28 protein-coding genes and 1 pseudogene are annotated in these 25,276 nt (G+C 67.2%); 13 read left to right on the top strand and 16 right to left on the bottom strand.

All coding sequences use genetic code 11. The annotated features are described in order from the left end of the window. Positions 1–17: 17 nt before the first annotated feature. Together AC1DN0_RS07135 and AC1DN0_RS07130 are read right to left on the bottom strand one after the other, a co-directional pair. Positions 18–848 (bottom strand): acyl-CoA thioesterase, encoded by an 831-nt coding sequence (locus tag AC1DN0_RS07135; RefSeq protein ID WP_441631486.1) that lies wholly within the window; start codon positions 846–848, stop codon positions 18–20. A gap of 93 nt (positions 849–941) precedes the next feature. Next, positions 942–1,886, bottom strand: coding sequence for a DMT family transporter (locus AC1DN0_RS07130; protein WP_441631484.1), 945 nt, complete (start codon positions 1,884–1,886; stop codon positions 942–944). Positions 1,887–2,006: 120 nt separating this feature from the next. Here AC1DN0_RS07130 and AC1DN0_RS07125 point away from each other — a divergent pair, with 120 nt between their 5' ends. After that, positions 2,007–2,933: a LysR family transcriptional regulator gene (locus AC1DN0_RS07125; protein WP_477103456.1), complete on the top strand. Its 927-nt coding sequence runs from the start codon at positions 2,007–2,009 to the stop codon at positions 2,931–2,933. A 32-nt stretch (positions 2,934–2,965) separates the two neighbouring features. Here AC1DN0_RS07125 and metW read toward each other — a convergent pair whose 3' ends face one another. After that, positions 2,966–3,577: a methionine biosynthesis protein MetW gene (metW, locus tag AC1DN0_RS07120; protein ID WP_441631480.1), complete on the bottom strand. Its 612-nt coding sequence runs from the start codon at positions 3,575–3,577 to the stop codon at positions 2,966–2,968. Beyond that, positions 3,574–4,746: a homoserine O-succinyltransferase MetX gene (metX, locus tag AC1DN0_RS07115; protein ID WP_477145619.1), complete on the bottom strand. Its 1,173-nt coding sequence runs from the start codon at positions 4,744–4,746 to the stop codon at positions 3,574–3,576. The genes metW and metX overlap by 4 nt, the downstream gene beginning before the upstream one ends. Before the next feature lie 354 nt (positions 4,747–5,100). Between metX and creB the strand changes: the two genes are divergently transcribed. The 5 genes and pseudogenes from creB (at position 5,101) to AC1DN0_RS07090 (ending at position 10,282) form a co-directional block, all read left to right on the top strand. Then, positions 5,101–5,799, top strand: coding sequence for a two-component system response regulator CreB (creB, locus tag AC1DN0_RS07110; RefSeq protein WP_441631476.1), 699 nt, complete (start codon positions 5,101–5,103; stop codon positions 5,797–5,799). 37 nt (positions 5,800–5,836) lie between these two features. Further along, positions 5,837–7,279 (top strand): two-component system sensor histidine kinase CreC, encoded by a 1,443-nt coding sequence (gene creC / locus AC1DN0_RS07105; RefSeq protein ID WP_441631474.1) that lies wholly within the window; start codon positions 5,837–5,839, stop codon positions 7,277–7,279. A gap of 101 nt (positions 7,280–7,380) precedes the next feature. Further along, positions 7,381–8,796: pseudogene (creD, locus tag AC1DN0_RS07100) on the top strand (cell envelope integrity protein CreD). Between the two features lie 15 nt (positions 8,797–8,811). Then, on the top strand, positions 8,812–9,369 hold the full coding sequence (locus AC1DN0_RS07095) for a metal-dependent hydrolase (RefSeq protein ID WP_441631470.1): 558 nt from the start codon (positions 8,812–8,814) through the stop codon (positions 9,367–9,369). Positions 9,370–9,376: 7 nt separating this feature from the next. Next, entirely contained in the window at positions 9,377–10,282 is a 906-nt protein-coding gene (locus AC1DN0_RS07090; RefSeq protein WP_441631468.1) for a DUF817 domain-containing protein, read from the top strand. Between the two features lie 42 nt (positions 10,283–10,324). On the opposite strand, the gene slmA is transcribed toward AC1DN0_RS07090, so the two are convergent. The 3 genes from slmA to argB are packed head-to-tail and all read right to left on the bottom strand — an operon-like array spanning position 10,325 to position 12,951. After that, positions 10,325–10,984 (bottom strand): nucleoid occlusion factor SlmA, encoded by a 660-nt coding sequence (gene slmA / locus AC1DN0_RS07085; RefSeq protein ID WP_045236201.1) that lies wholly within the window; start codon positions 10,982–10,984, stop codon positions 10,325–10,327. Beyond that, complete coding sequence (locus AC1DN0_RS07080; RefSeq protein WP_441631466.1) at positions 10,981–11,961, bottom strand: pyrimidine 5'-nucleotidase; 981 nt, start codon at positions 11,959–11,961, stop codon at positions 10,981–10,983. Before AC1DN0_RS07080 ends, slmA begins: the two co-directional genes overlap by 4 nt. A 60-nt stretch (positions 11,962–12,021) precedes the next feature. Beyond that, a complete protein-coding gene (argB, locus tag AC1DN0_RS07075) occupies positions 12,022–12,951 on the bottom strand; it encodes an acetylglutamate kinase (protein WP_017226062.1) in 930 nt (309 codons plus the stop codon). A gap of 250 nt (positions 12,952–13,201) precedes the next feature. Here argB and AC1DN0_RS07070 point away from each other — a divergent pair, with 250 nt between their 5' ends. From AC1DN0_RS07070 to AC1DN0_RS07060, 3 genes are read left to right on the top strand one after another with little or no spacing between them, the layout of a single operon-like run. Beyond that, positions 13,202–13,777 carry a sigma-70 family RNA polymerase sigma factor gene (locus tag AC1DN0_RS07070; protein WP_035874347.1) on the top strand — a complete coding sequence of 192 codons (576 nt, stop codon included), beginning with the start codon at positions 13,202–13,204 and terminating at the stop codon, positions 13,775–13,777. 24 nt (positions 13,778–13,801) lie between these two features. Beyond that, positions 13,802–14,029, top strand: coding sequence for a zf-HC2 domain-containing protein (locus tag AC1DN0_RS07065; RefSeq protein ID WP_441631463.1), 228 nt, complete (start codon positions 13,802–13,804; stop codon positions 14,027–14,029). After that, positions 14,026–14,244: a cysteine-rich CWC family protein gene (locus tag AC1DN0_RS07060; RefSeq protein WP_035874353.1), complete on the top strand. Its 219-nt coding sequence runs from the start codon at positions 14,026–14,028 to the stop codon at positions 14,242–14,244. Before AC1DN0_RS07065 ends, AC1DN0_RS07060 begins: the two co-directional genes overlap by 4 nt. On the opposite strand, the gene AC1DN0_RS07055 is transcribed toward AC1DN0_RS07060, so the two are convergent. After that, on the bottom strand, positions 14,245–14,757 hold the full coding sequence (locus AC1DN0_RS07055) for a DMT family transporter (protein WP_441631461.1): 513 nt from the start codon (positions 14,755–14,757) through the stop codon (positions 14,245–14,247). A 95-nt stretch (positions 14,758–14,852) separates the two neighbouring features. Between AC1DN0_RS07055 and AC1DN0_RS07050 the strand changes: the two genes are divergently transcribed. Next, entirely contained in the window at positions 14,853–15,788 is a 936-nt protein-coding gene (locus tag AC1DN0_RS07050) for a LysR family transcriptional regulator (RefSeq protein WP_441631459.1), read from the top strand. 34 nt (positions 15,789–15,822) lie between these two features. On the opposite strand, the gene AC1DN0_RS07045 is transcribed toward AC1DN0_RS07050, so the two are convergent. After that, positions 15,823–16,302, bottom strand: a complete 480-nt coding sequence (locus AC1DN0_RS07045) for a copper chaperone PCu(A)C (protein ID WP_045236206.1) — start codon at positions 16,300–16,302, stop codon at positions 15,823–15,825. 179 nt (positions 16,303–16,481) lie between these two features. On the opposite strand from AC1DN0_RS07045, the gene AC1DN0_RS07040 reads away from it, so the two are divergent. Then, positions 16,482–17,897, top strand: a complete 1,416-nt coding sequence (locus AC1DN0_RS07040; RefSeq protein ID WP_441631455.1) for an ATP-binding protein — start codon at positions 16,482–16,484, stop codon at positions 17,895–17,897. Further along, positions 17,894–18,493, top strand: a complete 600-nt coding sequence (locus tag AC1DN0_RS07035; RefSeq protein ID WP_441631453.1) for a response regulator transcription factor — start codon at positions 17,894–17,896, stop codon at positions 18,491–18,493. Before AC1DN0_RS07040 ends, AC1DN0_RS07035 begins: the two co-directional genes overlap by 4 nt. Positions 18,494–18,512: 19 nt before the next feature. Here the strand turns inward: AC1DN0_RS07035 and AC1DN0_RS07030 are convergent, their stop codons facing one another. The 3 genes from AC1DN0_RS07030 to AC1DN0_RS07020 form a co-directional block, all read right to left on the bottom strand. Continuing rightward, the gene (locus AC1DN0_RS07030; protein WP_441631451.1) at positions 18,513–18,809 is read right to left on the bottom strand and encodes a hypothetical protein; all 297 of its coding nucleotides are present in this window, start codon (positions 18,807–18,809) and stop codon (positions 18,513–18,515) included. Positions 18,810–19,100: 291 nt separating this feature from the next. Then, a complete protein-coding gene (locus AC1DN0_RS07025; RefSeq protein ID WP_045236210.1) occupies positions 19,101–19,304 on the bottom strand; it encodes a CsbD family protein in 204 nt (67 codons plus the stop codon). A gap of 75 nt (positions 19,305–19,379) precedes the next feature. Continuing rightward, positions 19,380–19,961, bottom strand: coding sequence for a hypothetical protein (locus AC1DN0_RS07020; protein WP_441631449.1), 582 nt, complete (start codon positions 19,959–19,961; stop codon positions 19,380–19,382). 255 nt (positions 19,962–20,216) lie between these two features. On the opposite strand from AC1DN0_RS07020, the gene AC1DN0_RS07015 reads away from it, so the two are divergent. Continuing rightward, on the top strand, positions 20,217–20,768 hold the full coding sequence (locus AC1DN0_RS07015) for a YcnI family copper-binding membrane protein (protein ID WP_477103455.1): 552 nt from the start codon (positions 20,217–20,219) through the stop codon (positions 20,766–20,768). Between the two features lie 66 nt (positions 20,769–20,834). Here the strand turns inward: AC1DN0_RS07015 and hslU are convergent, their stop codons facing one another. From hslU to AC1DN0_RS06995, 4 genes are all read right to left on the bottom strand, one after another. Further along, the gene (gene hslU, locus AC1DN0_RS07010; RefSeq protein WP_477145618.1) at positions 20,835–22,166 is read right to left on the bottom strand and encodes an ATP-dependent protease ATPase subunit HslU; all 1,332 of its coding nucleotides are present in this window, start codon (positions 22,164–22,166) and stop codon (positions 20,835–20,837) included. An 89-nt stretch (positions 22,167–22,255) separates the two neighbouring features. Beyond that, on the bottom strand, positions 22,256–22,792 hold the full coding sequence (gene hslV / locus AC1DN0_RS07005; RefSeq protein WP_006162714.1) for an ATP-dependent protease subunit HslV: 537 nt from the start codon (positions 22,790–22,792) through the stop codon (positions 22,256–22,258). A 238-nt stretch (positions 22,793–23,030) separates the two neighbouring features. After that, positions 23,031–24,017: a tripartite tricarboxylate transporter substrate-binding protein gene (locus AC1DN0_RS07000; protein ID WP_276289090.1), complete on the bottom strand. Its 987-nt coding sequence runs from the start codon at positions 24,015–24,017 to the stop codon at positions 23,031–23,033. Between the two features lie 295 nt (positions 24,018–24,312). Beyond that, entirely contained in the window at positions 24,313–25,212 is a 900-nt protein-coding gene (locus AC1DN0_RS06995) for an alpha/beta fold hydrolase (RefSeq protein WP_477145625.1), read from the bottom strand. Positions 25,213–25,276 lie beyond the last annotated feature (64 nt).

Below are 25,276 nucleotides of genomic sequence, written 5' to 3'. Positions count from 1 at the left end.
CTAGCACGCGCTTACTCTTACTGCTTGTAGTAGACAATCTGGTGCGAGGTCGCGAGCAACTCGCCCTGCGGGCTCCAGATCTGCGCGCTCTGGTCGAAGAAGCCCTGGCGGAACACCTGGGCCTGGGCGCTGCCCAGCACATGGCTGTCACCCAGCGCGGCCAGCGTGGGCGCGTCCGCATGGAAATACGTGGTCAGCGACACCGTGCCGGCCGGTACGAAACCGGCGCGCTTGAGGAAGATGCGCGGGTAGAAGGTATCGCACCATGCCGCCATCGCGGCAAAGTCCGGCGTACGCGCCGGCGCGTCGCGCAGCCAGAACTGCGTCAGGCTGTCCGGGTGCTCGGTGCCCGGTTCCGTGCTTGGCTTGGCGCCGCGCACTGGCCGCAACTCATAAGCATCCAGCCAGCGCACCTTCGCGAAGCCCGACATCGGCGCCACGGTTTCCGCCGGCGGTACTTGCGGGAACACCGCCTCGCCGCAGTTCCAGGTCTCGCGGCGCACCGCGAAGAAGGCGGTGGCCGTGGTTGCCACCTCGTCCCCCTGGCGCAGTTCGATGGACCAGTGCTGGGTGTTGCGGTTCGTGCGCACGGGGCGCGCCTCGATCACGAACGGCCCTTCGACGATCGGCCCGGCGAAGTTGACAGTCAGCGCGGACGGGTCGCCCAGCCGGGCGGGATGCTGCAGCACGGCCTGCAACAGGGTTGCCGCCGTGATGCCACCGAAGGGACCGATCATGTTCCAGTAGGCGGGCGTGGTGCGTCCGTGGAACAGATTGTCGCCCGCCGGCTCCAGCGCGATCGCGTGGTCGAAGGAATGGACGGTCTGGCTGGCTGGCGTGGCTGACATGTTGGGACCAAAAAAGTACGATCGTTCGATAATACTGCAAACGATGGACGGATGCTGGTGCCGCCGTCGAACTTCTCCTCCAGTCCGTTGGCTTCAGCCCTGCGTCCGCGCGTGCCGGAACGGATTCCAGCCCAGCTGGTTGCCGATCACTGCCAGCAGGATCAGCGCCATGCCGGCCACTTGCAGCGGCGTGAGCACGACCCCGAACACCAGCACGTCGATCACGATGGCCACCAGCGGGTACACGAAGGACAGCGTGGCGATCGACAGCACGTTAAGGCGCTGGAAGGCGCCGTACAGCAACGTGTACATCACGCCGGTATGTACCAGGCCCAGCGCCAGCAACGCCCCCCAGGTGCGCCCGCCAAACGTCTCCACGGCCGGGTGCGCAAGCGGGAACAGCAGGACCACCCCCATCACCATCTGCAAACCCGCGATCTGCCCTGCCGGAATGCCCTTGAGGCGGCGCGTGGCCATGGTGGTGACGGCGTACAGCAAGGCCGCCAGCATCGCCAGCGCCACCCCGTACAGCATGCCGCCGCTGGCGCCGCCGTGCTCCAGCCCGGTGATCAGCACCACCCCGCCAAAGGCCAGCACCAGCCAGGCAAGCCGCCCCGGGGCGATGGCCTCGCGCTGGAACGCCGCCGCAAGCAGCAGCAGGAAAAATGGCTGGGTGTGATAGACAACCGTGGACACCGATATGCCRCTATACGAATAGGCGGAGAACAGGGCCAGCCAGTTGAGGATCAGCGTGACACCGCCGAGCGCCAGCCAGCCCCAGTCCCGGCTGCGCATGGGCTGCCAGCCGCGGCGCAGGGCCAGCGTGCCCAGCAGGGCGGCGCCGCCGAAGATGCAGCGGAAAAACACAACGTCCAGCGGTGACTGTCCGCTGGTCACGACGAACCAGCCGATGGTGCCCGACAGCGTCATGGCGGCCACCATGCGCCACGCGCCGCCGCGCCGGACCGGTTCCGTGGCCGGTGACGCCGATGCGCCGGCCGGCGAAGCGGCGGCGGTGCCGGATTGATCGATGTTCATGGGAGTCTCCTGCGTACTTCGTGCCAATGGCCGCTATTGTTCCACCATGCAGGCAGGTCAACAATCCGCCCGATAAGCAATTACCATTTGACCTGTAGTCACAAATTCAGGAGACAGGCCATGCCAATCGCACAGCTGAACGCCATGGCGGTATTCGCCAGGGTGGTGGAATGCGGCAGCTTCTCCGCCGCCGCCCGCGAGCTAGGCATGACGCCTTCGGCCGTCAGCCGCCATGTGACACGGCTGGAGGCGGCCATCGGCGGCAGCCTGTTGCAGCGGACCACGCGCGCCTTCGCCCTGACCGAACTGGGACAAGCGGTGCACGCCGCCTGCGCGCGCATGGTGGCGGCCGCGCAGGAGGTGAACACGCTGGCAGGCGACCACGCCGGCACGCCGCACGGCCTGCTGCGGATCAGCGCGCCGGTGGTGTTCGGGCAGGCCTGGCTGGCGCCGCGGCTGCCGGCCCTGCTGGACAGCTATCCCGGGCTGGATCTGCAACTGACGCTGGCCGACCGCATGGTGGACCTGGTGGAAGAAGGCGTCGACGTGGCCATCCGCATTGCGCGCGAACTGGCGCCGGGGCTGGCGGCGCGGCCGATCCGCGCGGTGCGCTACCGGCTGGTGGCCGCCCCGGACTGGCTGGCCCGGCATGGCACGCCCACCGAGCCGGCGGCGCTGGCCGGGCATCGCTGCCTCTACCTGGGCTATGGCGCCTTTGGCGAACGCTGGAGCCTGCGGCACAAGCAGGACGGACAGACAGTGACGCTGCGCATCCCGCCGCGGGTCACGCTCAACAACAGCGCGGCGATTGTCGCCATGGCACAGGCCGGCGGCGGCATCGGACTGGTGCCCGACTTCTCCCCCGTGGCCGCGCTGGCGTCAGGCAGCCTGGTGCCGGTGCTGGACGACTGGGAAATCCTGGAGCCTTACGTGGGCACCGCTTTTGCGGTCTATACGCCGACGCGCCACCTTGCCCCCAAGGTCCGCGCCTTCATCGATCACCTTGTGATGCAGGCCGCCCTGGAGCAGGGCGCGGCGTGCGCCTAGACGAAGCTTCGCCGCGCCCTGTCCGCTCACGCTCAGGTGGAACAGACGCGGTACACCGCCAGACTGCCGCGCCAGTTCGTCCCCCAGTTGACGGTCACACCCTCGTGCATCACCACGCGGTCAAGGATGCGCAGCCCCACCTTGGACGCCAGCGACTCGAAGTCGCTGATGGTCAGGACCCGCACGTTGGGCGTGTTGTACCACTGGTAAGGCAGCGCCTCCGACACCGGCATGCGCCCGCGGAACACAGACAGCCGGTGCGGCCAGTAGCCGAAGTTGGGGAAGGACACGATGCATTCGCGCCCCACCCGCAGCGTCTCGCGCAAGACCTGCGCGGTGTTGTGGATGGTCTGCAGCGTCTGCGACAGGATCACCGTATCGAAGCTCTTGTCCTCGAACAGCGCCAGGCCGCCTTCCAGGTTCTGCTGAATCACGTGCACGCCCTTCTGCGCGCACGCCAGCACGCCGTCGTCCTGGATCTCGATGCCGTAGGCCTGCACGTCGAGCTCATCCTGCAGCACGCGCAGCAGGCTGCCGTCGCCGCAGCCCAGGTCGAGCACGGTGGAGTTGGGTTCGATCCAGCGCGCGATGGCGCGGAAGTCTGGGCGCAGCGCCAGGATATTGGGGTTGGCCGCGGCATTCATGCGCCTATCTCCTCGGCGATGCGTTCGTAGTAGGCGCGCATCAGGTTGTGATAGCGCGGGTCGTCGAGCAGGAAGGCGTCGTGGCCGTGCGGTGCGTCGATCTCCGCGTAGCTGACCGGACGCTTGTTGTCGAGCAAGGCCTTGACCAGCTCGCGGCTGCGATTCGGCGCGAAGCGCCAGTCGGTGGTGAAACTGGCCACCAGGAAGCTGGCCTGCGTGTGCGACACCGCGCGCGTGAGATCGCCGCCGAAGGCCAGCGCCGGATCGAAGTAATCGAGCGCGCGCGTGATCAGCAGGTAGGTGTTGGCATCGAAGTACTCGGCGAACTTGTCGCCMTGGTAGCGCAGGTAGCTCTCCACCTGGAACTCGACATCGAAGGAGAAGCGGATATCGTCGGTCTTCAGCTCGCGGCCGAATTTCTCCGCCATGTCCTCGTCGGACAAATACGTGATATGGCCGATCATGCGTGCCACGCGCAGGCCGCGTTTTGGCTTGACGCCGTGCGCGTAGTAATTGCCGCCGTGGAAGTCGGGGTCCGACAGGATGGCGCTGCGCGCCACCTCGTTGAAGGCGATGTTCTGCGCCGACAGCTTGGGCGTGGAAGCCACCACGATGCAATGGCGCAGCCGCTCCGGATACATCAGGCTCCAGGCCACCGCCTGCATGCCGCCGAGGCTGCCACCCATCACCGCGGCAAACTGGCTGATGCCGAACCTGTCCGCCACGCGCGCCTGGGCGTTGACCCAGTCTTCCACCGTGACCACCGGGAAGGTGGCGCCGTAGGGCTGGCCGGTGGCGGGATTGGGGCTCATCGGCCCGGTCGAGCCGAAGCACGAGCCGAGGTTGTTGACGCCGATGACGAAGAAGCGGTTGGTGTCGAGCGGCTTGCCGGGCCCGACCATGTTGTCCCACCAGCCCACGTCGCGCAGGTCGTGCGCGTACACGCCGGCCACGTGGTGCGAGGCATTGAGCGCATGGCACACCAGCACGGCGTTGGAACGCGCGGCGTTGAGCGTGCCGTAGGTCTCGACCATCAGGTCGTAGTCGGCGATCGAGGTGCCGTTGCGCAGCTTCAACGGCTCGGGAAAATGCATGCACTGCGGCTCGACAATGCCGACCGAGTCGGACGGCAGGGCCAGCGCGGCAAGAGGCGGAGCTACGTCTGTCATGGAATAGGCCCGTTGGCAAACGGGCGTAAAAAAACCCGACCGGCATTGCGTGGACGTTGCGTGCACATGACATCAAACATGGCATCAACGATGGCGCAGCCAAATCGGGTTTTGCACGGGTCTTGCGTCCCGCGTGCCGGTGCCTTGCGTGGCAGGGTACCGACCCACCTCTTTAGCCGCATTTATATTGGCTGCCGGTTTCCCCCGAATCAGTGACTTCAGGAGTTACCATGCCGCCGCGCGCCCGCAAGCCAGTCATCAAATCGGCGCGACCCGCTTATTATAGAGCAAACCAACGCGGCGGCGGCGCGCCACCGCAACCAACCCAGAACCGAGCCCGAACCGAGCCCAGCCTTGACGAAATCACCCAGCATCCTGGTCATTGAAGACGAATCCGCGATCGCGGACACCATCCTCTATGCGCTCGCGACAGACGGCATGGCGGTGGAGCATTGCGCGCTCGGCGGCGCGGCGCTGGAACGCCTGCGCGCGCAGGCGCCGGACCTGGTGATCCTGGACGTGGGCCTGCCCGACATCAACGGCTTCGAAGTCTGCCGCACCTTGCGCACCTTCTCCGATGTGCCGGTGATCTTCCTCACCGCGCGCAACGAGGAAATCGACCGCATCGTCGGGCTGGAGATCGGCGCCGACGATTACGTCGTGAAGCCGTTCTCGCCGCGCGAACTGGCGGCGCGGGTGCGGGTGATCCTGCGGCGCACCGGCATGCGCGCCGCGCAGGCCCCCCCCGCGCAGGAAGCCGCTCCGCCCGATGGCTTCACGCTCGACGCCGACGGCGCGCGCCTGGCCTGGCGCGGGCAGTGGCTCGACCTCACACGCTACGAATACCGGCTGCTCGCCTTGCTGCTGCAGCATCCCGGGCGCATCTATTCGCGCGCGCAGCTGATGGACCTGGTCTGGCATGACGCGGTCGACACCATCGACCGCACCGTCGACACCCATATCAAGACCGTGCGTGCCAAGCTGCGCGCGCTCGACGCGGAGTGCGACCCGATCCGGACCCATCGCGGCATGGGCTATTCGCTCGCACGCTGAACGGCGCCTTCCCTCCCCCTCTCACCTACGGCCACGCATGCATATCGGGCTTCGCATCTTCTTCGGCTTCTTCCTGATCGTCGGGCTGGCGGCATTCCTCACGCTGCGGGTGTTCGTGCAGGAGGTCAAGCCGGGGGTGCGGCAAGCCATGGAGGACACGCTGGTCGATACCGCGCATGTCCTGGCGGTGCTGGCCGCCGACGACATGAAGAACGGCCGCATCGCCAACGGCGCCTTCGCCCGCCGGCTGGCGCGGCTGCGCGAGGACAAAGTCGATGCCAGTGTGTGGGGCATGCACAAGGATGCGGTGGGCTACCGCATCTACATCACCGACGAACGCGGCATCGTGCGCTTCGATTCCGGCGAGGCGGCCGTGGGCGCCGACTACTCGCGCTGGAACGATGTCTACCGCACGCTGCGGGGCGAGTACGGCGCGCGCAGCACGCGCGCCAATCCGGACGACGACGCCAGCACGGTGATGCACGTGGCCGCGCCGATCCGCGACGGCAACAAGACCATCGGCGTGCTGACCGTGGCCAAGCCCAACGTGACCATGGCGCCTTTCATCGAGCGCAGCCAGCGCAAGATCCTGCTCAACGGCCTGTTGCTGATGGGCGGCGCGTTCGTGATCGGCCTGGGCTGCACGCTGTGGCTGGTGCACGGCCTGCGCCGCCTGCAGCGCTACGCGCGCGCGGTGGCTGCCGGCGAGCGCGCCGAGATGCCGCTGCGCGGCGCCAGCGAGCTGGCCGAGCTGGGGCGCTCGGTGGAAAGCATGCGCCTGCGGCTGGAGAACAAGCAATACGTCGAGCACTACATCCACACGCTCACGCATGAAATGAAGAGCCCGCTGGCGGCCATCAGCGGCGCGGCCGAACTGCTGCAGGAGGACATGCCCGCCGCCGACCGCAGCCGCTTCGTCGCCAACATCCGGCGCCAGGCGCAGCGGCTGGAGGAAATGATCCGCAAGCTGCTGGCGCTGGCGGCGCTGGAGCAGCGGCAGAGCCTGGAGACGCACGAGCCGGTTGCGCTGCTGGCGTTGATCGAGCAGTTGCTGCACGAGCTGGAGCCGCGCGCGCGCCAGCGCGGGCTGGCCCTGCGCCTGCTGCCGCCGGCCCATCCCGCGCCGGCGGTGAAAGGCGACCGGTTCCTGCTGCACCAGGCGCTGGCCAACCTGCTGGAAAACGCGCTCGATTTCGCCCCGCCGGCGAGCGTGGTGGAAATCGCCGTGGAGCGCCGCGACGGCCCGCCCAATACGATCGCCGTGCGCGTCACCGATCACGGCCCGGGCATTCCCGACTATGCATTGCCGCGCCTGTTCGAGCGCTTCTATTCGCTGCCGCGCCCTGGCGGCCAGGACAAGAGCACCGGGCTCGGCCTGTGCTTCGTGCGCGAGATCGCCACGCTGCATCGTGGCGAGATCGTGCTGGCCAATCGCGCGGAAGGCGGGGCCTGCGCCACRCTGACCTTGCCGGCCGCGTAGCGGCTTCACACTCGCCACACAATCGCTTCACGCAGGCTTCCTTGGCGGCTCACACGGGAGTCCTAAGCTCGCGGCATCGTCACTCCCGCGCGCCTGCCGCCATGAACCGAATCCTGTTTTTCAAATCCTCCATCACCGCGCTGCTGATCCTGCTGATCCTGATCCCGCTGCATCTCGTCGGCAACGCGGTGCAAGATCGCAAGCATTACCGCGAAGAGGCAGTACGCAGTGTCTGGCAAAGCTACGCCGGCCCGCAGACCCTGACCGGCCCGGTACTGGTGCTGCCGTACAAGGAAATCCTGCGCGTGGCGGACAACAGCGACCCCAAGCGGCCCAATGCCACCATGCTGCAGGCCGAGGTCGGGCAGGTGCTGGTGTTCCCCGCCACGCTGCGGGTCAAGGGCGAGGTGACGCCAAGCGAGCGCTATCGCGGCATCCACAAGGTACTGGTGTACGAGATGCAGAGCCGCTGGCAGGGCACCATCGCGCTGCCCGACCCGGGCGAGCTGCCGCGCTCGGTCGGCCATGTGGGCTTCGAGGTGGGGCAGCCCTACATCGCGATCGGCATCAGCGACACGCGCGGCCTGATGGCGGCGCCCACGTTCGAACTCGACGGCAAGGCGCTGAAACTGGAGCAAGGCGTGCGGCTGAAGAGCCTGACGCAAGGCCTGCATGCGGAGATCGACCTGCCGTCGGCCAAAGCCGCGAAACCGGGCCTCGACGGCAGGTCCGCGCAGGCGCAGCGCGTGGTGCCGTTCTCGCTGACCTTGCCGCTGCTGGGCGCGCAGTCGCTGGCCTTTACGCCGGTGGCCGACCAGAACGACATCTCGATCGACTCCGCCTGGCCGCATCCGAGTTTCGATGGCGATTTCCTGCCGCGCACCCGCAGCGTGAACGCGCAAGGCTTCCACAGCAACTGGAGCGTGACCTCCTACAACACCAAGGTCCGCAACTAGCTCGCCGGTCCGGGCGACGGCACGCTCGAATCGGTTTCCGTGACGCTGATCGATCCGGTCAACATCTACCTGCAGGCTGAACGCGCGGTGAAGTACGGCGCCATGTTCGTGCTGCTGACCTTCGCCGGCTTCTTTATGTTCGAGCTGGTCAGGCGCCTGCGCATCCATCCCATCCAGTACCTGCTGGTGGGCCTGGCGCTGGCGGTGTTCTTCCTGCTGCTGCTGAGCCTGTCCGAGCATATCGCCTTCGCGCTGGCCTACCTGGCGGCCAGTGCCGCGTGCATCGGGCTGCTGGGCTTCTACCTCTCGTTCGTGCTGCAGAGCTGGCAGCGCGGGCTGGCCTTCGCCACGCTGCTGACCGTGCTGTACGGCGCGCTCTATGGCCTGCTGCTGTCGGAGGACAACGCGCTGATGCTGGGCTCGCTGCTGCTGTTCGTGATCCTCGCCGCCATCATGGTGATGACCCGGCGCATCGACTGGTATGCGGCGGGCGCCGCCTGGCAGCCGCAGCGCGACAAGCCCGCCGCGGCCGTGGCCGCCGAAACCGCCGTGCAAGCCTGAGCGGGGGAGAACGCCATGCCCACCTACCTCCATTGCGCCCCGCCGCTCGCCCTGGCCGCCGCGCTGGGCCGGCGCAGGGTGCCGGCAAGCCTGATGCTGGCCGGCGTCGCGGCCAGCGTGCTGCCCGACGTCGACATGCTCAGCGTCTGGTATGCCGGGGTGCGCTACAGCAGCGTGCTGGGCCATCGGGGCCTGACGCACTCGATCGGCTTCGCGCTGGCGCTCGGCCTCGTGGCGGCGCTGGCGGCAAGGCGCTGCGGCTGGCGGCGCGGCATCGCCTTCCTGTTCGTGGCCTTGAGCACCGTGTCGCACCCCCTGCTGGACCTGCTGACCGACCGCGGCATCGGCACGGCGCTGTTCTATCCGCTGGCGGACCAGCGCGTGACGCTGCCGTGGCGGCCGCTGCCGCTGACCGGCGCCGGGCTGTTCGGCGCAACGCGCTTCTGGCTGGAATGCCTGTGGATCGGCTTGCCGCTGATGACGCTGGCGGCGACCGGTGTTGCGCTGCGCCAGTGGATCGAGCGCGACAAGCCGACCCGGCATCGTGCGCCCGCGCGCGCCTGTGCGGATTGAGGCCGACATGATCACCGCTACGAAACGCATGCCCGATCCGTTCCGCCTGCACAGCGGCCGGAACGCCGCATCCAACCGGCTCGACCGCCTGCTCACCGCGCCCCGCCCCGGACTGGCGCTGGCCGGCGCGCGCCGCGGACTTTGCGAGTTTCTCGCTTTCGGCGTCAAGGAAGCGCGATCGTGCCTGTTCGCGGGACTGTTCTTCCTGGCGGTCTTCGCCGTGCCGCGCGGCGGCTGGATGGGCATCCCGCGCTACGACCTGCTGCTGGCGGCGGCAGTCGCGATCCAGGCGGCGATGGTGTGGGCACGGCTGGAGACGATGGACGAACTCAGGGCCATCAGCCTGTTCCACGTGGTGGGCTTTGCGCTGGAAGTTTTCAAGACATCGGGCGGCATCCAGTCGTGGAGCTATCCTGACTTCGCCTACACCAAGGTGCTGGGCGTGCCGCTGTTTTCAGGCTTCATGTACGCGGCAGTGGGAAGCTACATCATCCAGGCCTGGCGCATCCTGGACGTGCGCGTGCGGCACCATCCGCCGTACTGGATGGCCGGCCTGATGGCGGCGCTGGTGTACGCGAACTTCTTCACGCACCACTATATCGGCGACTACCGCTGGTACCTGGCCTGCGGCATTGCCGGGCTGTATGCGCGCAGCACGGTGCGCTTCCGCCCGCTGGACCGGGAGCGCGAGATGCCGCTGCTGCTGGCGTTCGTGCTGATCGGCCTGTTCGTCTGGATCGCGGAAAACATCAGCACGTTCTTCGCGGTGTGGCGCTACCCCAACCAGCTAGGCGCGTGGTCGGCGGTGCATGTGGGCAAATGGAGTTCGTGGTCGCTGCTGATCGTGATGACGTTCACCATCGTGGCCAACCTGAAGCACATCAAGGCCAGCATTCATGTGCCCGCGGCCTGAAGCAGAGGCAGAGGAGGCCCCGGGCGGGGCCGCCCGCGGCGCCTAGCCCAGCAGCACGCGCAGTTGCGCGTCCGCATTCTCGCTCGGGAGCTTGCGGAAGCCGCTCTTGGCGTAGCGATGCCAGTGGCCCTGCACGGTCGCCATGATCAGCGCCGCGCGCACCGGCACGTCGGCGTCGGGCGGGAACGCGCCCTGGGTGATGGCAACCTTGAGGCACTGCCGCAGCGAGGCCTCGATGCGGTCCACCACCTGGTTGATGCGCTCCTGCAGGCGATCGTGCTCACCCACCAGCGCTTCGCCGGTCAGCACGCGGGTCATGCCTGGATTCTTCTCGGCGAAGGACAGCAGCATGCGCACCACGGCATGCGCCTGGCGCAGCCCATGTTCTTCCTGGGTGGTGATCTGGTTGATCAGGCCGAAGACGGTCTGCTCGATAAAGCCGATCAGGCCCTCGAACATCTGCGCCTTGCTGGCGAAATGGCGGTACAGCGCCGCCTCGGAAACACTGAGCTTGGCGGCCAGCGCCGCGGTGGTGACTTTTTCCCCGCGCGGCACTTCCAGCATTCCGGCCAGCGTCTGCAGGATCTGCACCCGCCGCTCGCCCGGACGCGGGCGTTTGCGTGCCGGCGCCCCGTCCGCGCCTGCGCCCTGCCCGGCCGCGGCCGGAGCCGCACCCGATGGGCGCCCGTTACTGTGCATCATGACCCTATTCTCCGAATTCGTCGTTGGAGTTGATGCATGGATTGTACTTTTACGTTCACATAACCGGGGCGATTTACGATGCGCGCCCGCACGCGCGGCGCCGATGCCGGCAGCGCTTGCGGCGCCGTCTTGCCTTGCGGCCGCGACGGCGGGTCCTGCGTCTCGGCCGCCACCAGCGTCACCGAATGCTCTTGCGCGGCGTGCCCGGCATGCTGCCTGTCCTCGGCGTCCAGCGTGCTGCGCAGCACGGCGTCGCCGCTGACGCCGTCCGCCGCCACGCTGGCTGGCATCGGCACATCGTGCGGGCGCGATGGCGCCAGCGTGCGCAGGTAGCCCGTCACCCAGGCGGTGCGAATGCCCGTGCCGGCATAACGCTTGAGGTGGGACAGCGTGTCTTCCACCAGCACCGCCCGGTGCGGCGCCACGCCTTGCTGGGCCAGCAGGCGGCGCAACATGCGGCGGTCCGGCTTGGGCCGCAGGTGTCCATGCACCCACATGTCCTCAATGGCGACGACGCGCTCGAAACAATGCTGGATACCGGCCACCTGCATGACGGCGCGCGCATATTGCGCCGGTGCGTTGGTCACCAAGATCTTGCGCCCCGGCAAGCGGCGCAGGTGGCCGGCCAGGCCCCGCTGCACGCGCACCATTTCCGCCAGTTCGGGGAAATCATGCGCGGCGCGCAGGAAGTCGGCCGGATCCACGCCGTGGTGGCGGATCATGCCGAGCAGGGTCGCGCCATAGCGCTGCCAGTACTTCACCCTTACCTCGCTGGCGGTGGCCTCGTCGCTGCCCAGCACGCGGGCGACATACGCCGTCATCAACTGGTTGATGGCGGGAAAGATCGCGTGCGACGCGTCGTGCAGCGTGTTGTCGAGGTCGAACAGCCAGACCGTGCGGCCGGAATTGTCGCCCGCGGGGCGGCGTCGGCGCGCACCGCGCAGGCTGCGGCGCAAGGGCGGGGAAGTAGATGGCACGCGGGAAGGAAAGAGGGGGTGAGGCGGCAGCGCGCGGCGCGCGCTGCCGGGAGATGCGTTCTAGTGCGAACGGATCATGGTACCGAACGCTTGTTCGGTCAGGATTTCGAGCAACAGCGAGTGTTCGATGCGGCCATCGATGATGTGCACCGAATTGACGCCGCTCTTGGCCGCGTCCAGCGCCGACGAGATCTTCGGCAGCATGCCGCCGGAGATGGTGCCGTCGGCGAACAGTTCCTCGATCTCGCGCGCCGAGAGGTCGGTCAGCAGGTTGCCGGCCTTGTCCATCACGCCCGGGATGTTGGTCATCATCACCAGCTTCTCGGCCTTGAGGATCTCGGCCATCTTGCCGGCCACCACATCGGCGTTGATGTTGTAGGCCTGGCCGTCGTCGGAGAAACCGATCGGCGAGATCACCGGGATGAAGGCATCGTCCTGCAGCGCCTTGACCACGGCCGGGTTGATCGCTTCGATGTCGCCCACGTAGCCGATATCGATGAAGGCGCCGGGATTCTCGCGGTCCGGCATCTTCAGGCGCTTGGCGCGGATCAGGCCGCCGTCCTTGCCGGTCAGGCCCACGGCCTGGCCGCCGTACTGGTTGATCAGCATGACGATGTCCTGCTGCACTTCGCCGCCCAGCACCCATTCGACCACTTCCATGGTCTCTTCATCGGTGACGCGCATGCCCTGGATGAAGGTGCCGACCTTGCCGACTTTCTTCAGGGCTTCGTCGATCTGCGGGCCACCACCGTGGACCACGACCGGATTCATGCCGACCAGCTTGAGCAGGATCACGTCGCGCGCGAAGCCGTGCTTGAGCTTTTCCTCGGTCATCGCGTTGCCGCCGTACTTGACGACGATGGTCTTGCCGTGAAACTTGCGGATATAGGGCAGCGCCTCGGCGAGGATTTCGGCCTTGAGGGCTGGGGCAATTGCGGCCACCGCGGTAGCGGCAGGCCCAGGGGTGTCGGCGTTCATGGCAAGGGACATCCGTGAGATTCAACAGGTATCATGGCAATTCTGACCGGCGGTGGACAACGGGTTCCAGGCATTCCAGACCCCGCATTGACCACATCCGGCCGCGGCAGGCGCCGATTTTACAAGAAACCGCGCCGCACGCGTGCAGACGCTGGTGCGGCAGTGGCTCAAAACCGGTGCATGCGTACTGCGGCGCACCATGGCGTCCTATCCACGCAACAGTCGGCTGACAGTTTCCCACCACCGGACAGCGGCAAGAAAAATGAGCCTGCACCCCGACGATCTTAACGCCCTGCGCCCCCATCTGCTGCGCTTCGCGCGGCTGCAACTGCGTGACCAGGCGCTGGCCGAGGATACCGTCTCCGACACCCTGGTGGCCGCGCTGGAGCACCCGGAGCGCTTCAGCGGCCAGTCCGCGCTGAAGACCTACCTGATCGGCATCCTCAAGCACAAGATCATCGATACGCTGCGCAGCGGCCGGCGCGAAGTGCGCCTGGCGCTCGGCGGCGACGAGGACGGCGAAGCCCAGTCGGATATCGACGCGTTCGACGCCCTGTTCGCCAAGAACGGGCACTACCATACGCCGCCTTCCGACTGGGGCAACCCCGACCGGACGCTGGAGCGTCGCGAGTTCTTCGAGATCCTGCAGCTTTGCGTGGACAAGCTGCCAGCCAAGATTGGCCGGATTTTCATGATGCGGGAATGGCTGGAACTGGAAACCGAAGAAATCTGTCAGGAACTGGAGATCACGACGACCAATGCATGGGTCATGCTGTACCGCGCCCGCATGCGCCTGCGCGAGTGCCTGGAACTGAACTGGTTCGGGCAAAAGGCGTGACCGCCTGTCCGACCAAAGGAAGCCATGTCTGATACGCCACCACGAGACTCCCTGCTGCCGAACTGCCGCGAGATCCACCGCCTGACCATGGAAGGCATGGACCGCCCGCTCAGCTGGATCGAACGCGTGCGCATGCGCGGCCACTTGGCCATTTGCGACGCCTGCACCAATTTTTCGGCCCAGATGCGGCTGATGCGCGCCGCCATGAGCCGGCTGGGCCTGGACGACGAGCCGCCCAAGGACAATCCGTGAGCGATCCGGCCACGGTGCTGACGGGACAATTGCGCCCGGTCGAGCATTGCAGCGCTTGCGGCGCCGGCTTTGTGTGCGGCTACGCCGCCGGCCTGCCGGAATGCTGGTGCGCCAGCCAGCCGCTCTTGCCCGCCCGGCGCATCGTGCCGGGCCAGCACTGCCTGTGCCCGGCGTGCCTGGGCCGCCGCCGCGAGGAGGCCGGTGGGCCGGCCTGATTAGCTGGCTGCTGGCGCCGGGCTGGCCGCGCCGGTCCCGGCGAACTGCACCACCACCACGCCCAGCACCACCAGCAAGGCGCCGGCCAGACGTCCCGGCGTCACCGCGCGCACCGCGAAGCCGGCCAGGCCGAACTGGTCCAGCAGCAAGGCCCCCGCCATTTGGCCCGCCACCACCGCCGCGATAAAGCCGCCGGCGCCCAGGCGCGGGGCCAGCAGCAGCGCCGCCGAGATATAGAACACGCCCGCCACGCCGCCTGCCCACGTCCAGGCTGGCCCGCGCGCCGCCAGCGCCAGCGCCGGCATGGGCGCCTTGAGCAGCAACAGCAGCGGCAGCACCACCATCAGGCTGACCAGCAGCGAGGCCACGGCCGCCCACAGCGGGTGGCCCAGGCTACGCCCGAGCACGGCATTGGCGCCCGCCTGGAAGGGGATCACCGCCCCGGATGCGATGGCCACCAGTACGGGGATAAGGCCGGTCAGCGCCGGCGAAAAGTTACTGATTCCTGGCATCGGGGCATCTCCATACGGACAAATATGATGCCCCCAGTGTGAAATATTGCGCCGCGAATTTCCAATTCTCGTTTCATAGCGTTAATATGCGCCGCATGAATGATCTACGCGGTATCGACCTGAACCTGCTGGTGGTGCTGGAAGCCCTGCTGGCCGAACGACATATTTCGCGCGCGGCGCTGCGGCTGCACCTGAGCCAGCCCGCCGTCAGCCATGCGCTGGGCCGCCTGCGCCAGTTGCTGGACGACCCGCTGCTGGTGCGCGGCCAGGGTGGCCTGGTGCCCAGCGCGCGCGCCCACGAACTGGCGGGGCCGCTGGCCGAGGCGCTGGCGCAGGTGCGCATCCTGCTCGGGCCGTCCGGCTTCCAGCCCGCCACGGCGCGCCGCAGCTTCCGCCTGGCCATGTCCGACTACGGCGCCATGGCGCTGCTGCCCGGCCTGCTGCGCGCGGTGCGCAAGATCGCGCCGGGGATCGACCTGGTGGTCAGCCAGGCCAGCCGCGAGGCCATGACGGCCAAGGTGGCCGACGCAGAGATCGACCTGGCGCTGGGCGTGTTCGCGCAGACGCCGGAAGGCGTGCGCAGTACCGAACTGTTCGAAGAAACCTATGGCTGCATGGTGGACGCGGCCACGGTGCGCGGCCTGGGCAAGCTGGATCAGGTCGCCTACCTGGCCCGCTCGCATGTGCTGGTGGCAGCCCACAGCGAGCGGGTGGATGCCATCGATGCCGCCGTGGCCAAGGTCGGCGGGCGGCGCAAGATCGCCTGCGTGTTGCCCCACTGGAGCGTGGCACCAGCGTTGATTGCCGGCACCAACCTGGTCCTGACCACGGCGCGCCGCAGCCTGGCCGCGTTCGAGGAAGACCCGCGCTTCGCGGTGTTCGATCCGCCCTTCCCTTTGCCGGGCTTTGTCTTCAGCCTGATCTGGCACGACCGCACCGACGCCGATCCCGGCCATAGCTGGTTGCGCGAGCGCGTCATGGCGGTGGCCGCAGGGGACGAACCCGACGACGCGATCAGCCTGCGCAGCTAGGCAGCAGCCGGGCTGCCTGGCTGCCCGTAGCGCTTCAGTGCTTGTGATCGCCGTGCGAGCCGGCGGCCGGCGCTGCGGCAGCAAGGTCGCGCACTTCGGCGTCGACCTTCTGCTCGATCACCTTGCCGCCTTGTTCGATCTTGAGCGTAAGCGGCACGGTATCGCCCTTCTTCAGCGGCGCCTTGAGACCCATCAGCATCACGTGATAGCCGCCCGGCTTGAGTTCGACATCCTGCATGCGCGGCAGGTCAAGCGCGCCGATGGCGCGCATGCGCATCACGTTGCCATCCATCTTCATCTCATGGACCTCGGCCGTGGCGGCCGCCGGCGTGCTCACGCCGACCAGCTTGGCGGGCTCGTGGGCATGCAGGGTCATGAAGACGCCGGTGGCGGTCTGCGCCGGCACGGTGCCGCGCGCCCAGGCGTTGCTGACGTCGACCTGGGCGAAAGCGGCGTTCGAGCACAGCGCGGCGAGCAGGGCGGCGGGCACCGCGGCGAGGAATCTGGCTTGCATTGGGATCATCTCCACTGAACTTCACAAAGGAATCATTAGACCATGTCGTCCATGGCGGCGCGAGCCAGGCGGCAAGCCCCGCAGCTAACCGGCCAGTCTGGCAGCGCCTGCGCCGCCGACCAATGCGGCACGGTGTCGCACAGGGCGGGCCCGGCCCTTGTCGTTGTTAAACTCGCGGCATGGATACCACCGCAGCCGTGCCGCCAGATACGGCCACCTCCCACGCCGGTCCCGCCACGAGCCACACTGCGGGCTTTGCCCCGGTGCGCCACAACCTCATGAGCCTGCGCCGCCTGTTCTGGCTGCGCTGGGCGCTGATGGGCGGGCAGTCGGTGCTGCTGGTGTCTTGCGAGGCGGTGGCCGGCGTGATCCTGCCATACAGCCCGCTGCTGGCGATCCTCTCCCTGCAAGCGGTGTTCAACCTGCTGACGGGCCTGCGCATGCGCATGCATGGCGGCCGCGGCACCATGCCCAGCGACGCAGAGCTGATGGGCCAGCTGATGGTCGACCTGACGGCGCTGTCGGCCAACCTGTTTTTCACCGGCGGTGCTACCAATCCCTTTGTGTCGTTCTACCTGCCGGGCCTGGCGATCGCGGCCGCCATCCTGCCGTGGCGCAACGTGATCGCGCTCGCGGTCTACGCGATGGCCTGCTACAGCCTGATGCTGATCGAGTATGTGCCGCTGAACCTGCGCAACCCGGACAATGCCGTCAACTACCACCTGGCGGGCATGTGGCTCAACTTCGTCGCCAGCGCGACCATGATCGCGGTGTTCGTGGCACGGTTGTCCGGCGTGCTGCGCCAGCGCGATGCCGAACTCAACCTGGCGCGCGAGCAGTTGCTGCGCGATGCGCGCGTCGAAGCGCTGAACGACCAGGCCGCCGCGGTCGCCCACGAGATTGGCACGCCGCTGGCCACGCTGGCGGTCATCGCCGGCGAGTTGCGCGCCGATGCCGCGGACCCGCGCCTGGGCGGCACGCGAGTGTCCGCCTACCTGCCGGACCTGCAGACCATGGAACAGCAGCTGGAGCTGTGCAAATCGATCCTGGCGCGCCTGCGCGACGACCACGAGACCGCGGCGCCGCAGCGCATCGATGCGTGGCTGGACGGTTACGTCGAGCGCTGGCAGTTGCGCCACCCGCATGCCCGCCTCGAAGCCAATGCCATCGGCGAGACAGCCGCGCTGTCGGTCGAGGCCGCGCGCGTCGGGCAGATTCTGACCATCCTCCTGGACAACGCCGCGCGCAGCCAGCTGGCCGCGGGGCACGAGCAGATTCCGCTGCGCCTGGCCATCTCCCTGGAGAACCACGGCGCGCTGCCTACGCTGACGTTCCGCGTGACCGACCGCGGCCTCGGCATCCCACCGTCGCAACGCGCCCGGCTTGGCGAAGCCCCGGTGGCCAGCATGCACGGCGGCCAGGGCATCGGCGTGTACCTGGCGCAAAGTGCCGCCCAGCAAATGGGAGGGCGGCTGGCCTGGCACGACCATCACGAAGGCGGCACCGTGGCCGAACTGCGCCTGCCCACCCCCTCTGCGGCGTCCTTCCCGGATGCCGCTCCGTTCGCCTCACCCCTGACAACGAATCCGCGATGACCGACGCCCTCAATAATCCCGCCGCCGACGGCGCGCCCTTCCTGGTCGTCGACGACGATGCCGTCTTCGCCGGCGCGCTGGCGCGCGCGCTGACGCGCCGCGGTTATGCGGTGCAGATCGCGCACAACCGCCAGCAGGCGCTGGCACTCGCCGCGCAAACGCCGTTTGCCTATATCACCCTGGACCTGCACCTGAGCGCGCCGCCGGAAGCCGGCAGCACCGCGCCGGCGGAGTCCGGCCTGCAACTGGTCGCCCCGCTGCGGGCCGCCTTGCCCGATGCGCGCATCCTGGTGCTGACCGGCTACGCCAGCATCGCCACGGCGGTGGCGGCGGTCAAGCATGGGGCTGACGAATACCTGGCCAAGCCGGCCAATGTGGATTCGATCCTGACGGCGCTGATGGCCGGGGTATCGGAAGACGCGGCCGAAGCCGCCATGGAGGAGCCGGTGCCGCTATCGGTGGCACGGCTGGAGTGGGAGCATATCCAGCGGGTGCTGGCCGAGCACGACGGCAATATTTCCGCCACCGCGCGCGCGCTCAATATGCACCGGCGCACACTGCAGCGCAAACTGGGCAAGCGGCCAGTGTCGCGCTAACGTCCGCTAGCGCCCGCGCTCAGAGGCGCAACTGCACGTAGTCCCAGTCCAGATCGTCCTCCCGGCCGGCGGCTTGCTCGGCCAGGCGCAGGGCGTCGCTGGCATGGCGATCGGCACGCGAGCCCAGGTCGCCGGCCTGCACCGCCAGTTCCACCGCGGCTTGCGGGGCGGCGCGAGTGTGCACGGCACGCTTGAGCGCCACGGACGCGCCCGACTGGCGCAGCGCGGGCGCCGCCTCCGGGCGCGCGCACAGGAACACGGTTGCAGCGGCGAGGCCGCACAGCACCCCGAACGAAGACAGTAGCTCGCGTTTCATTTCGGTTCTCCTGCCTGGTTGGTTTGTGAGTGGGTGGATGCGAGCCGGTGAGCGGCGGTGGCGGCGAATTCTCGAATCCGCTTGGGAGCGGTCGGGATTCCGTGACTCGCGGAACCGGCGCCGCGCCGCTAAAAACCCGCCGGACATGCATCGCGGCGGGTGGTAACCGGCCGGCTGCGATCATTGGACCGAGCCGGCCGCCACTTTGGCATTGCATCGCTGTGCGCACCAGTGCGCTTACGAATGCTTACCTGCTTTACTTTTGTCTTTTTATCTTTACTTTTTTAAGCTTTACCAGCGTGTGTCACGCTCCCACGCCTTCAGCTCATCTTCCACGCGCTCCTTCGTATAGCCGTAGCGCTCCTGAATCCGGCCGGCAAGCTGATCCCGCTTGCCCTGGATCTGAGTAAGGTCGTCGTCGGTGAGCTGGCCCCACTTTTCCTTCACCTTACCCTTGGCCTGATCCCACTTTCCTGCGATCTGATCCCAATTCATGGTCGACTCCTGGTTCGTGTTTGCTGCGATCAGCCCGCAGACGGGCTGATTGGGTATTTCGTGCGTGGCTATGACTTACTTGGCGTACTTGGCCTTCACGTTGGCCTGGCACTTGTCCTTGGCATCGCCGGACATGGCATCGCACTTTTCCTTGTCAGCCTTGTAGGCAGCTTCCACGGTGTCCTTCCTGGCATCGGCGCGCGCTTCGGCGACGTCGGTGCTGGTGCCGGTGGCGGCAGCCTTCTCGACCTTGGCCACACCGAGGGCTTGCTCGTGGGCCACCTTGGCTTCCTTCACGCATACGTCCTTGTCATTGCCCTTGCGGTCGTCGCACTTTTCCTTGGCCACGCTGTAGTCGCCATCCGCCTTGACCTTGTCCGCCTTGGCGCGCGCCTTTTCCGTGCCATCGCGGGCGGCCTCCGCGTTGGCCTTGGCCACGTCTTCGTCGCGCTTGGCTTCCTTCACGCAAACGTCCTTGGCGTTGTCCTTGAGGCTGTCGCACTGGGCGCGTGCAGCCTTGTAGTTGGCGTTAGCGGTTTTCACGGCCGCGTCGTAGTCCGCTTTGGAACCTGCTGGTGCGGCATGCGCCAGCGTGAAGGCGGCAGGGCCGGCAAACATCATCGAACACACTGCTGCGCTCAGCCATTTCTTCATCATGTCGTGCTCCTTTTCAGTGGCGGAATATTGTGGAGAGCGGCCTCGTCGCCAGGCACCTGCCTGGTGCGATCCGCGTTTGCCCACACCGTAGATACAGAGTACGTACAGGCCCTTCCCGCAATCAGGCGTCACGCTCCGAAAGCCGCGTAAGACAAATCCGACATGATTCCCGGGGCACGCAGCCCTGCGGCGCTCCGCCGCAGCGCCGAGGAGCGCCATCGGCGCTAGACTGGCGCGCTTCCCAGGAGAATCCACATGACCGCATCCCGCCTGCTGCCCGCAGTAACCATCGCGCTGGCCTCGCTCGGCGCAAGCTGGGCCCCCGCAGCGCTCGCGCACATCGTGTTCGGGCAGAAGACCGCCACCGCCGGCAGCTACTTCAAGGGTGCGCTGATGGTGGGCCACGGCTGCAACGGCAGCGCCACGCGCGCCATTACCGTGACTATCCCGGAAGGCGTGCAAGGCGCCCATCCGCAACCCAAGGCAGGCTGGCAACTGGAAGTGAAGCGCGCGCCGCTGGCCAAGCCCTATACCTCGCACGGCAAGACCGTGAGCGAGGACGTGCGCACGCTGCGGTGGTTCGCCGGCTCGCTGGCCGACGCGCATTTCGATGAATTCGTGATGTTGATGAAGCTGCCGGAGCAGGCTGGCAAGCTGTATTTTCCGGTGGTGCAGGAGTGCGAGGACGGCCGCACCGAGTGGACACAGATCCCCGCCGACGGCCAGAGCCTGCGTGAGCTGAAAACGCCTGCGGCGGAACTGGAACTGACCGCGCCGACGCCGGCGGGGCATGTGCACGCGCATTGAACGGGCGCAGCAAACGACAAAAAGGGCGCACCGTGATGCGCCCTTTTTGATCCTGACTGCTATCGACTACAGCACGTAGCGCGACAGGTCTTCGTTGCCGGCGAGATCGCCCAGGCGTTCGTCCACATAGGCCGCATCGATGGTGACCGTCTCGCCCGAGGACCTGGTGGCGTGGAAGGACAGGTCCTCCAGCAGCCGCTCCATGACCGTGTACAAGCGGCGCGCGCCGATGTTCTCGACCTTCTCGTTGACCGAGAAAGCAATCTCGGCCAGGCGGCGGATGCCGTCCGGCGCGAACACCAGCTGGACCTGCTCGGTGTTCAGCAGCGCCTGATATTGCTTGGTCAGGCTGGCGTCGGTCTGGGTCAGGATGGCTTCGAAGTCGGCAACCGACAGCGATTCCAGCTCGACCCGGATCGGGAAGCGGCCCTGCAACTCGGGGATCAGGTCGCTGGGCTTGGACAGGTGGAAAGCACCCGAGGCAATGAACAGGATGTGGTCGGTCTTGATCATGCCGTACTTGGTGTTGACCGTCGTGCCCTCGACCAGCGGCAGCAGATCGCGCTGCACGCCCTGGCGCGACACCTCGCCGCCGCCCACTTCGCTGCGGCTGGCGATCTTGTCGATCTCGTCCAGGAACACGATGCCGTTCTGCTCCACATTGGCAACCGCCTTGTGCTTGACCTCTTCGTCATTGAGCAGCTTGGCGGCTTCCTCGTCGATCAGCAGCTTGAAGGCCTCGTGCACCTTCATCTTGCGGCGCGCCTTCTTGCCCTGGCCCAGGCCCGCGAACATGGTGCGAATCTGCTCGGTCATGTCTTCCATGCCCGGAGGGCCCATGATATCCATATTGGGCGAGCCGGCGGAAACCTCGAGCTCGATCTCCTTGTCGTCGAGCTGGCCTTCGCGCAATTTCTTGCGGAACACCTGGCGGGTGTTGGAATCCTTTTCCTCGGGCTGGTTGAAGCCGATATCGCGCGGCGGCGGCAGCAGTATGTCGAGCAGGCGGTCCTCGGCGGCTTCCTCGGCCTTGGTGCGCACCTTTTTCATTTCGGATTCGCGGGCCTGCTTGACCGCCATCTCGGCGAGGTCGCGCACGATGGTGTCGACGTCGCGGCCCACGTAGCCCACCTCGGTAAACTTGGTGGCCTCGATCTTGATGAACGGCGCATCGGCCAGCYKSGCCAGGCGGCGCGCRATCTCGGTCTTGCCGACGCCSGTCGGTCCGATCATCAGGATGTTCTTGGGCGTGATTTCCTGACGCAGGGGCTCTTCCACCTGCTGCCGGCGCCAGCGGTTGCGCAGCGCGACCGCTACCGCCTTCTTGGCCTTGTTCTGGCCGATGATGTGCTTATCGAGTTCGGAAACGATTTCCGACGGGGTCATGGTATGCGACATGGTATCCGTTCAGTGGAAGACGGGCCGGAGCGCGGCGGCCCCCGGTCCCAGGCGGCCGCGCGTCGAGGGACTACGCGGCCGTCCGACGCTCATTCCAGCGTCTCGATGACGAAATTGGTGTTGGTGTAGATGCAGAGTTCGCCGGCGATGCCCAGCGACTTTTCCACAATGTCCTTGGGCGAAAGCTCGGTGTTCTCCACCAGCGCCTTGGCCGCCGACTGCGCGTAGGCGCCGCCCGAGCCGATCGCGGCCACGCCACCCTCGGGGTCGAGCACGTCTCCGTTACCGGTGATCACCAGGGTGGTGTCGCGGTCGGCCGTGATCAGCATGGCTTCGAGCCGGCGCAGCGCGCGGTCCGAGCGCCAGTCCTTGGCGAGGTCAACGGCGGCGCGGGTCAGGTTGCCCTGGTACTTCTCCAGCTTGGCCTCGAAGCGATCGAGCAGCGAGAAGGCATCCGCGGTGCTGCCGGCAAAGCCGACCAGTACCTTGCCGTTATAGATGCGCCGCACCTTGCGTGCGGTGCCCTTCATCACAATATTGCCAAGAGTGACCTGGCCGTCACCGCCGACTGCAACCTGGTTGCCGCGCCGGACGCTGACGATGGTAGTGCCGTGATACTGTTCCATGGTGGCTTCGCGAGAATATGTCTTGGACGTAGGTGGCGACGGGTGCGGGCGAATTCAAGGGCCACCGCGCCGGCCATCCCTGGCGCCCCCCGCCGGACCGAAAGCAACCAGATCAATATAGACGAGGAGGCCACAGCAAGCGCGGGGGCGCGGCGGGCCGTGGGATGAAAAACAAAAAGGCCACGCATCGCGCGTGGCCTTTTCTGCATCCGGGCTCGCGCCCCGCGGGTGGCGGCGATCAGTCCGCGTAGACGCCGGCCTTCTTGATCACCGGGCTCCACTTGCCGATTTCCGCCGACAGGAAGGCCTTCAGCGAATCCGGCGTGGCGCGCTGGGCGGGCACTGCCTCCGCACCCAGCTCGGCCATCTTGGCCCGGAAGGTCGGGTCCGTCACGGCCTTCTGCAGTGCGGCGGAGAGCTTGTCCACCACCGGCTTGGGCGTGCCCTTGGGCGCGTACATGGCGTGCCAGATCTTCACTTCGACACCAGGCAGGCCCTGCTCGGCGGCCGTCGGGATGTCCTTGAAGGCTTCCACGCGGCGGCTCTGCATGGCGGCGTACGGCTTGAGCGCGCCCGCCTTGAGCTGGCCGGCGATATTGGTGGTCTGGTCGCACATCAGGTTGACCTGGCCGCCCAGGATATCGGTCAGCGCCGGCGCCGTGCCTTTGTAGGGCACCGTGGTCAGGTCGGTCTGGATCGCGCTCAGGAAGAGCAGGCCGCACAGGTGCGAGGCAGAGCCGATGCCGGCGTTGGCCATCGACAGCTTGCTGGCATTGGCCTTGATATAGGGCAGCAGTTCCTTGAAGCTGGCGGGCGGCAGGTTCTTGTTGCCGATCATCACCATCGGCACGTCGGCGATCTCGCCCACGGTTTCGAAGTCCTTGAGCGGATCGAAGCCGAGGTTGCGGTACAGCGCCGGCGCGGTGGACATGCCGATATGGTGGATCAGGATGGTGTAGCCATCACCCTTGGCCTGCGCAACCTTCTTGGCGCCGATGGTGCCACCCGCGCCGCCCAGGTTCTCGATCACCATCGTGGTACCCAGGTGCTTGGACATGATCATGACCAGCTCGCGCGACACCTTGTCGGTCGGGCCGCCCGCGGCGAACGGCACCACCACCGAGACCGGCTTGCCGCCCGGGAACTCCTGTGCCTGCGCGCCCGCATGCATCCCCATCACGCCGACCGTCAGCGCGGCAGCCACAAACTGTGCAACTCGTTTCATGCTTTCTCCTGGATACCCTTCTGTTCCCGTACCGGCACTGCCCCGGCCGGAGTGGCGCGCCCTGTCGGGCGCGGCCGCCCCTGCGCCGCCGGCCCGATCGGGGCGGCGGCGCCGACCATGACGCGGGCGCAGCGCATACGGCCGGCGCGGCTTGGGCCGCGCGACCGGAGCGCAATGCTATCAATGTCGAAAAATGGCAAATATCCGGAAATACCCGCTAAGACATTTCTTCGCCGCGACACACCAAATGTATTCAATGCGCTACAGACAAGTCTTGAGCTGGCTCAACAGAGGCTCAACAGAAGAAGGCGAGCATTTCCTCCTGCAGCACCCCGGGCGCTTCCTCGGGAATGTAGTGCCCGCACGGGACCGCGCGGCCGCTGACATCGCTCGCCACCTCCTGCCACAGCGACAGCGGCTCGAAGCAGCGCGCCACCACGCCGTGCTCGCCCCACAGCACGCGCAGCGGGCAATCGATCTGGCGGCCATCCGCGCGGTCGGCGCGGTCGTGATCCTGGTCGATGGTGGCGGCCGCACGGTAGTCCTCGCACATGGCGTGCACATGGGCCGGATCGCGCATGGCGGCTGTGTAGGCGGCCATCGCGTCAGGCACGAAGGGACTCAGGCCGGCGTGGCGCAGGCCCATCAGCTTGTTAAGGTAGAACTCCGGCTCGGCATTGATCAGCGTCTCCGGGAACGGCGCCGGCTGGATCAGGAAGAACCAGTGCCAATAGGCGGCGGCAAACGCCATGCTGGTGCGTTCGTACATGGCCAGCGTAGGGGCGATGTCGAGCAGCATGGCGCGCGAAATCCGGCCGGGGTGGTCCACGCACAAGCGGTGCGCCACGCGGGCGCCGCGGTCATGGGCGCATAGCGCGAAGGCGTTAAAGCCCAGGCGCGCCATCACCTCCACCTGGTCCTGTGCCATCGCGCGCTTGCTGTAGTTCTCGTGGCCGGTGTTGCCCGGCGGCGCACTGCTGTTGCCATAGCCGCGCAGGTCGGTGGCAATGACGGTGAAACGGTYGGCCAGCGCCGGCGCCACCTTGTGCCAGATCAGGTGGCTCTGCGGATGCCCGTGCAGCAGCAGCAGGGGTGGGCCCGAGCCGCCCCGCACGCCGGCGATGGCGACCTCGCCGAGCTGCATGCGGAAAGGCTCGAAATTGGGAAACAGCAGGGCGCTGGCATCGTTCTGCATTCGGGTCTCCTCGGATTCTCCGGAACTGCGGCCGGTCTGCGGCGCCCATGCTTGCCCTTGCGCC

It is taken from the genome of Cupriavidus sp. 05N39 (assembly GCF_056397325.1).
Note: the sequence above shows the minus strand (reverse complement) of the source record. Positions and strands in the feature narration are given on the sequence as shown.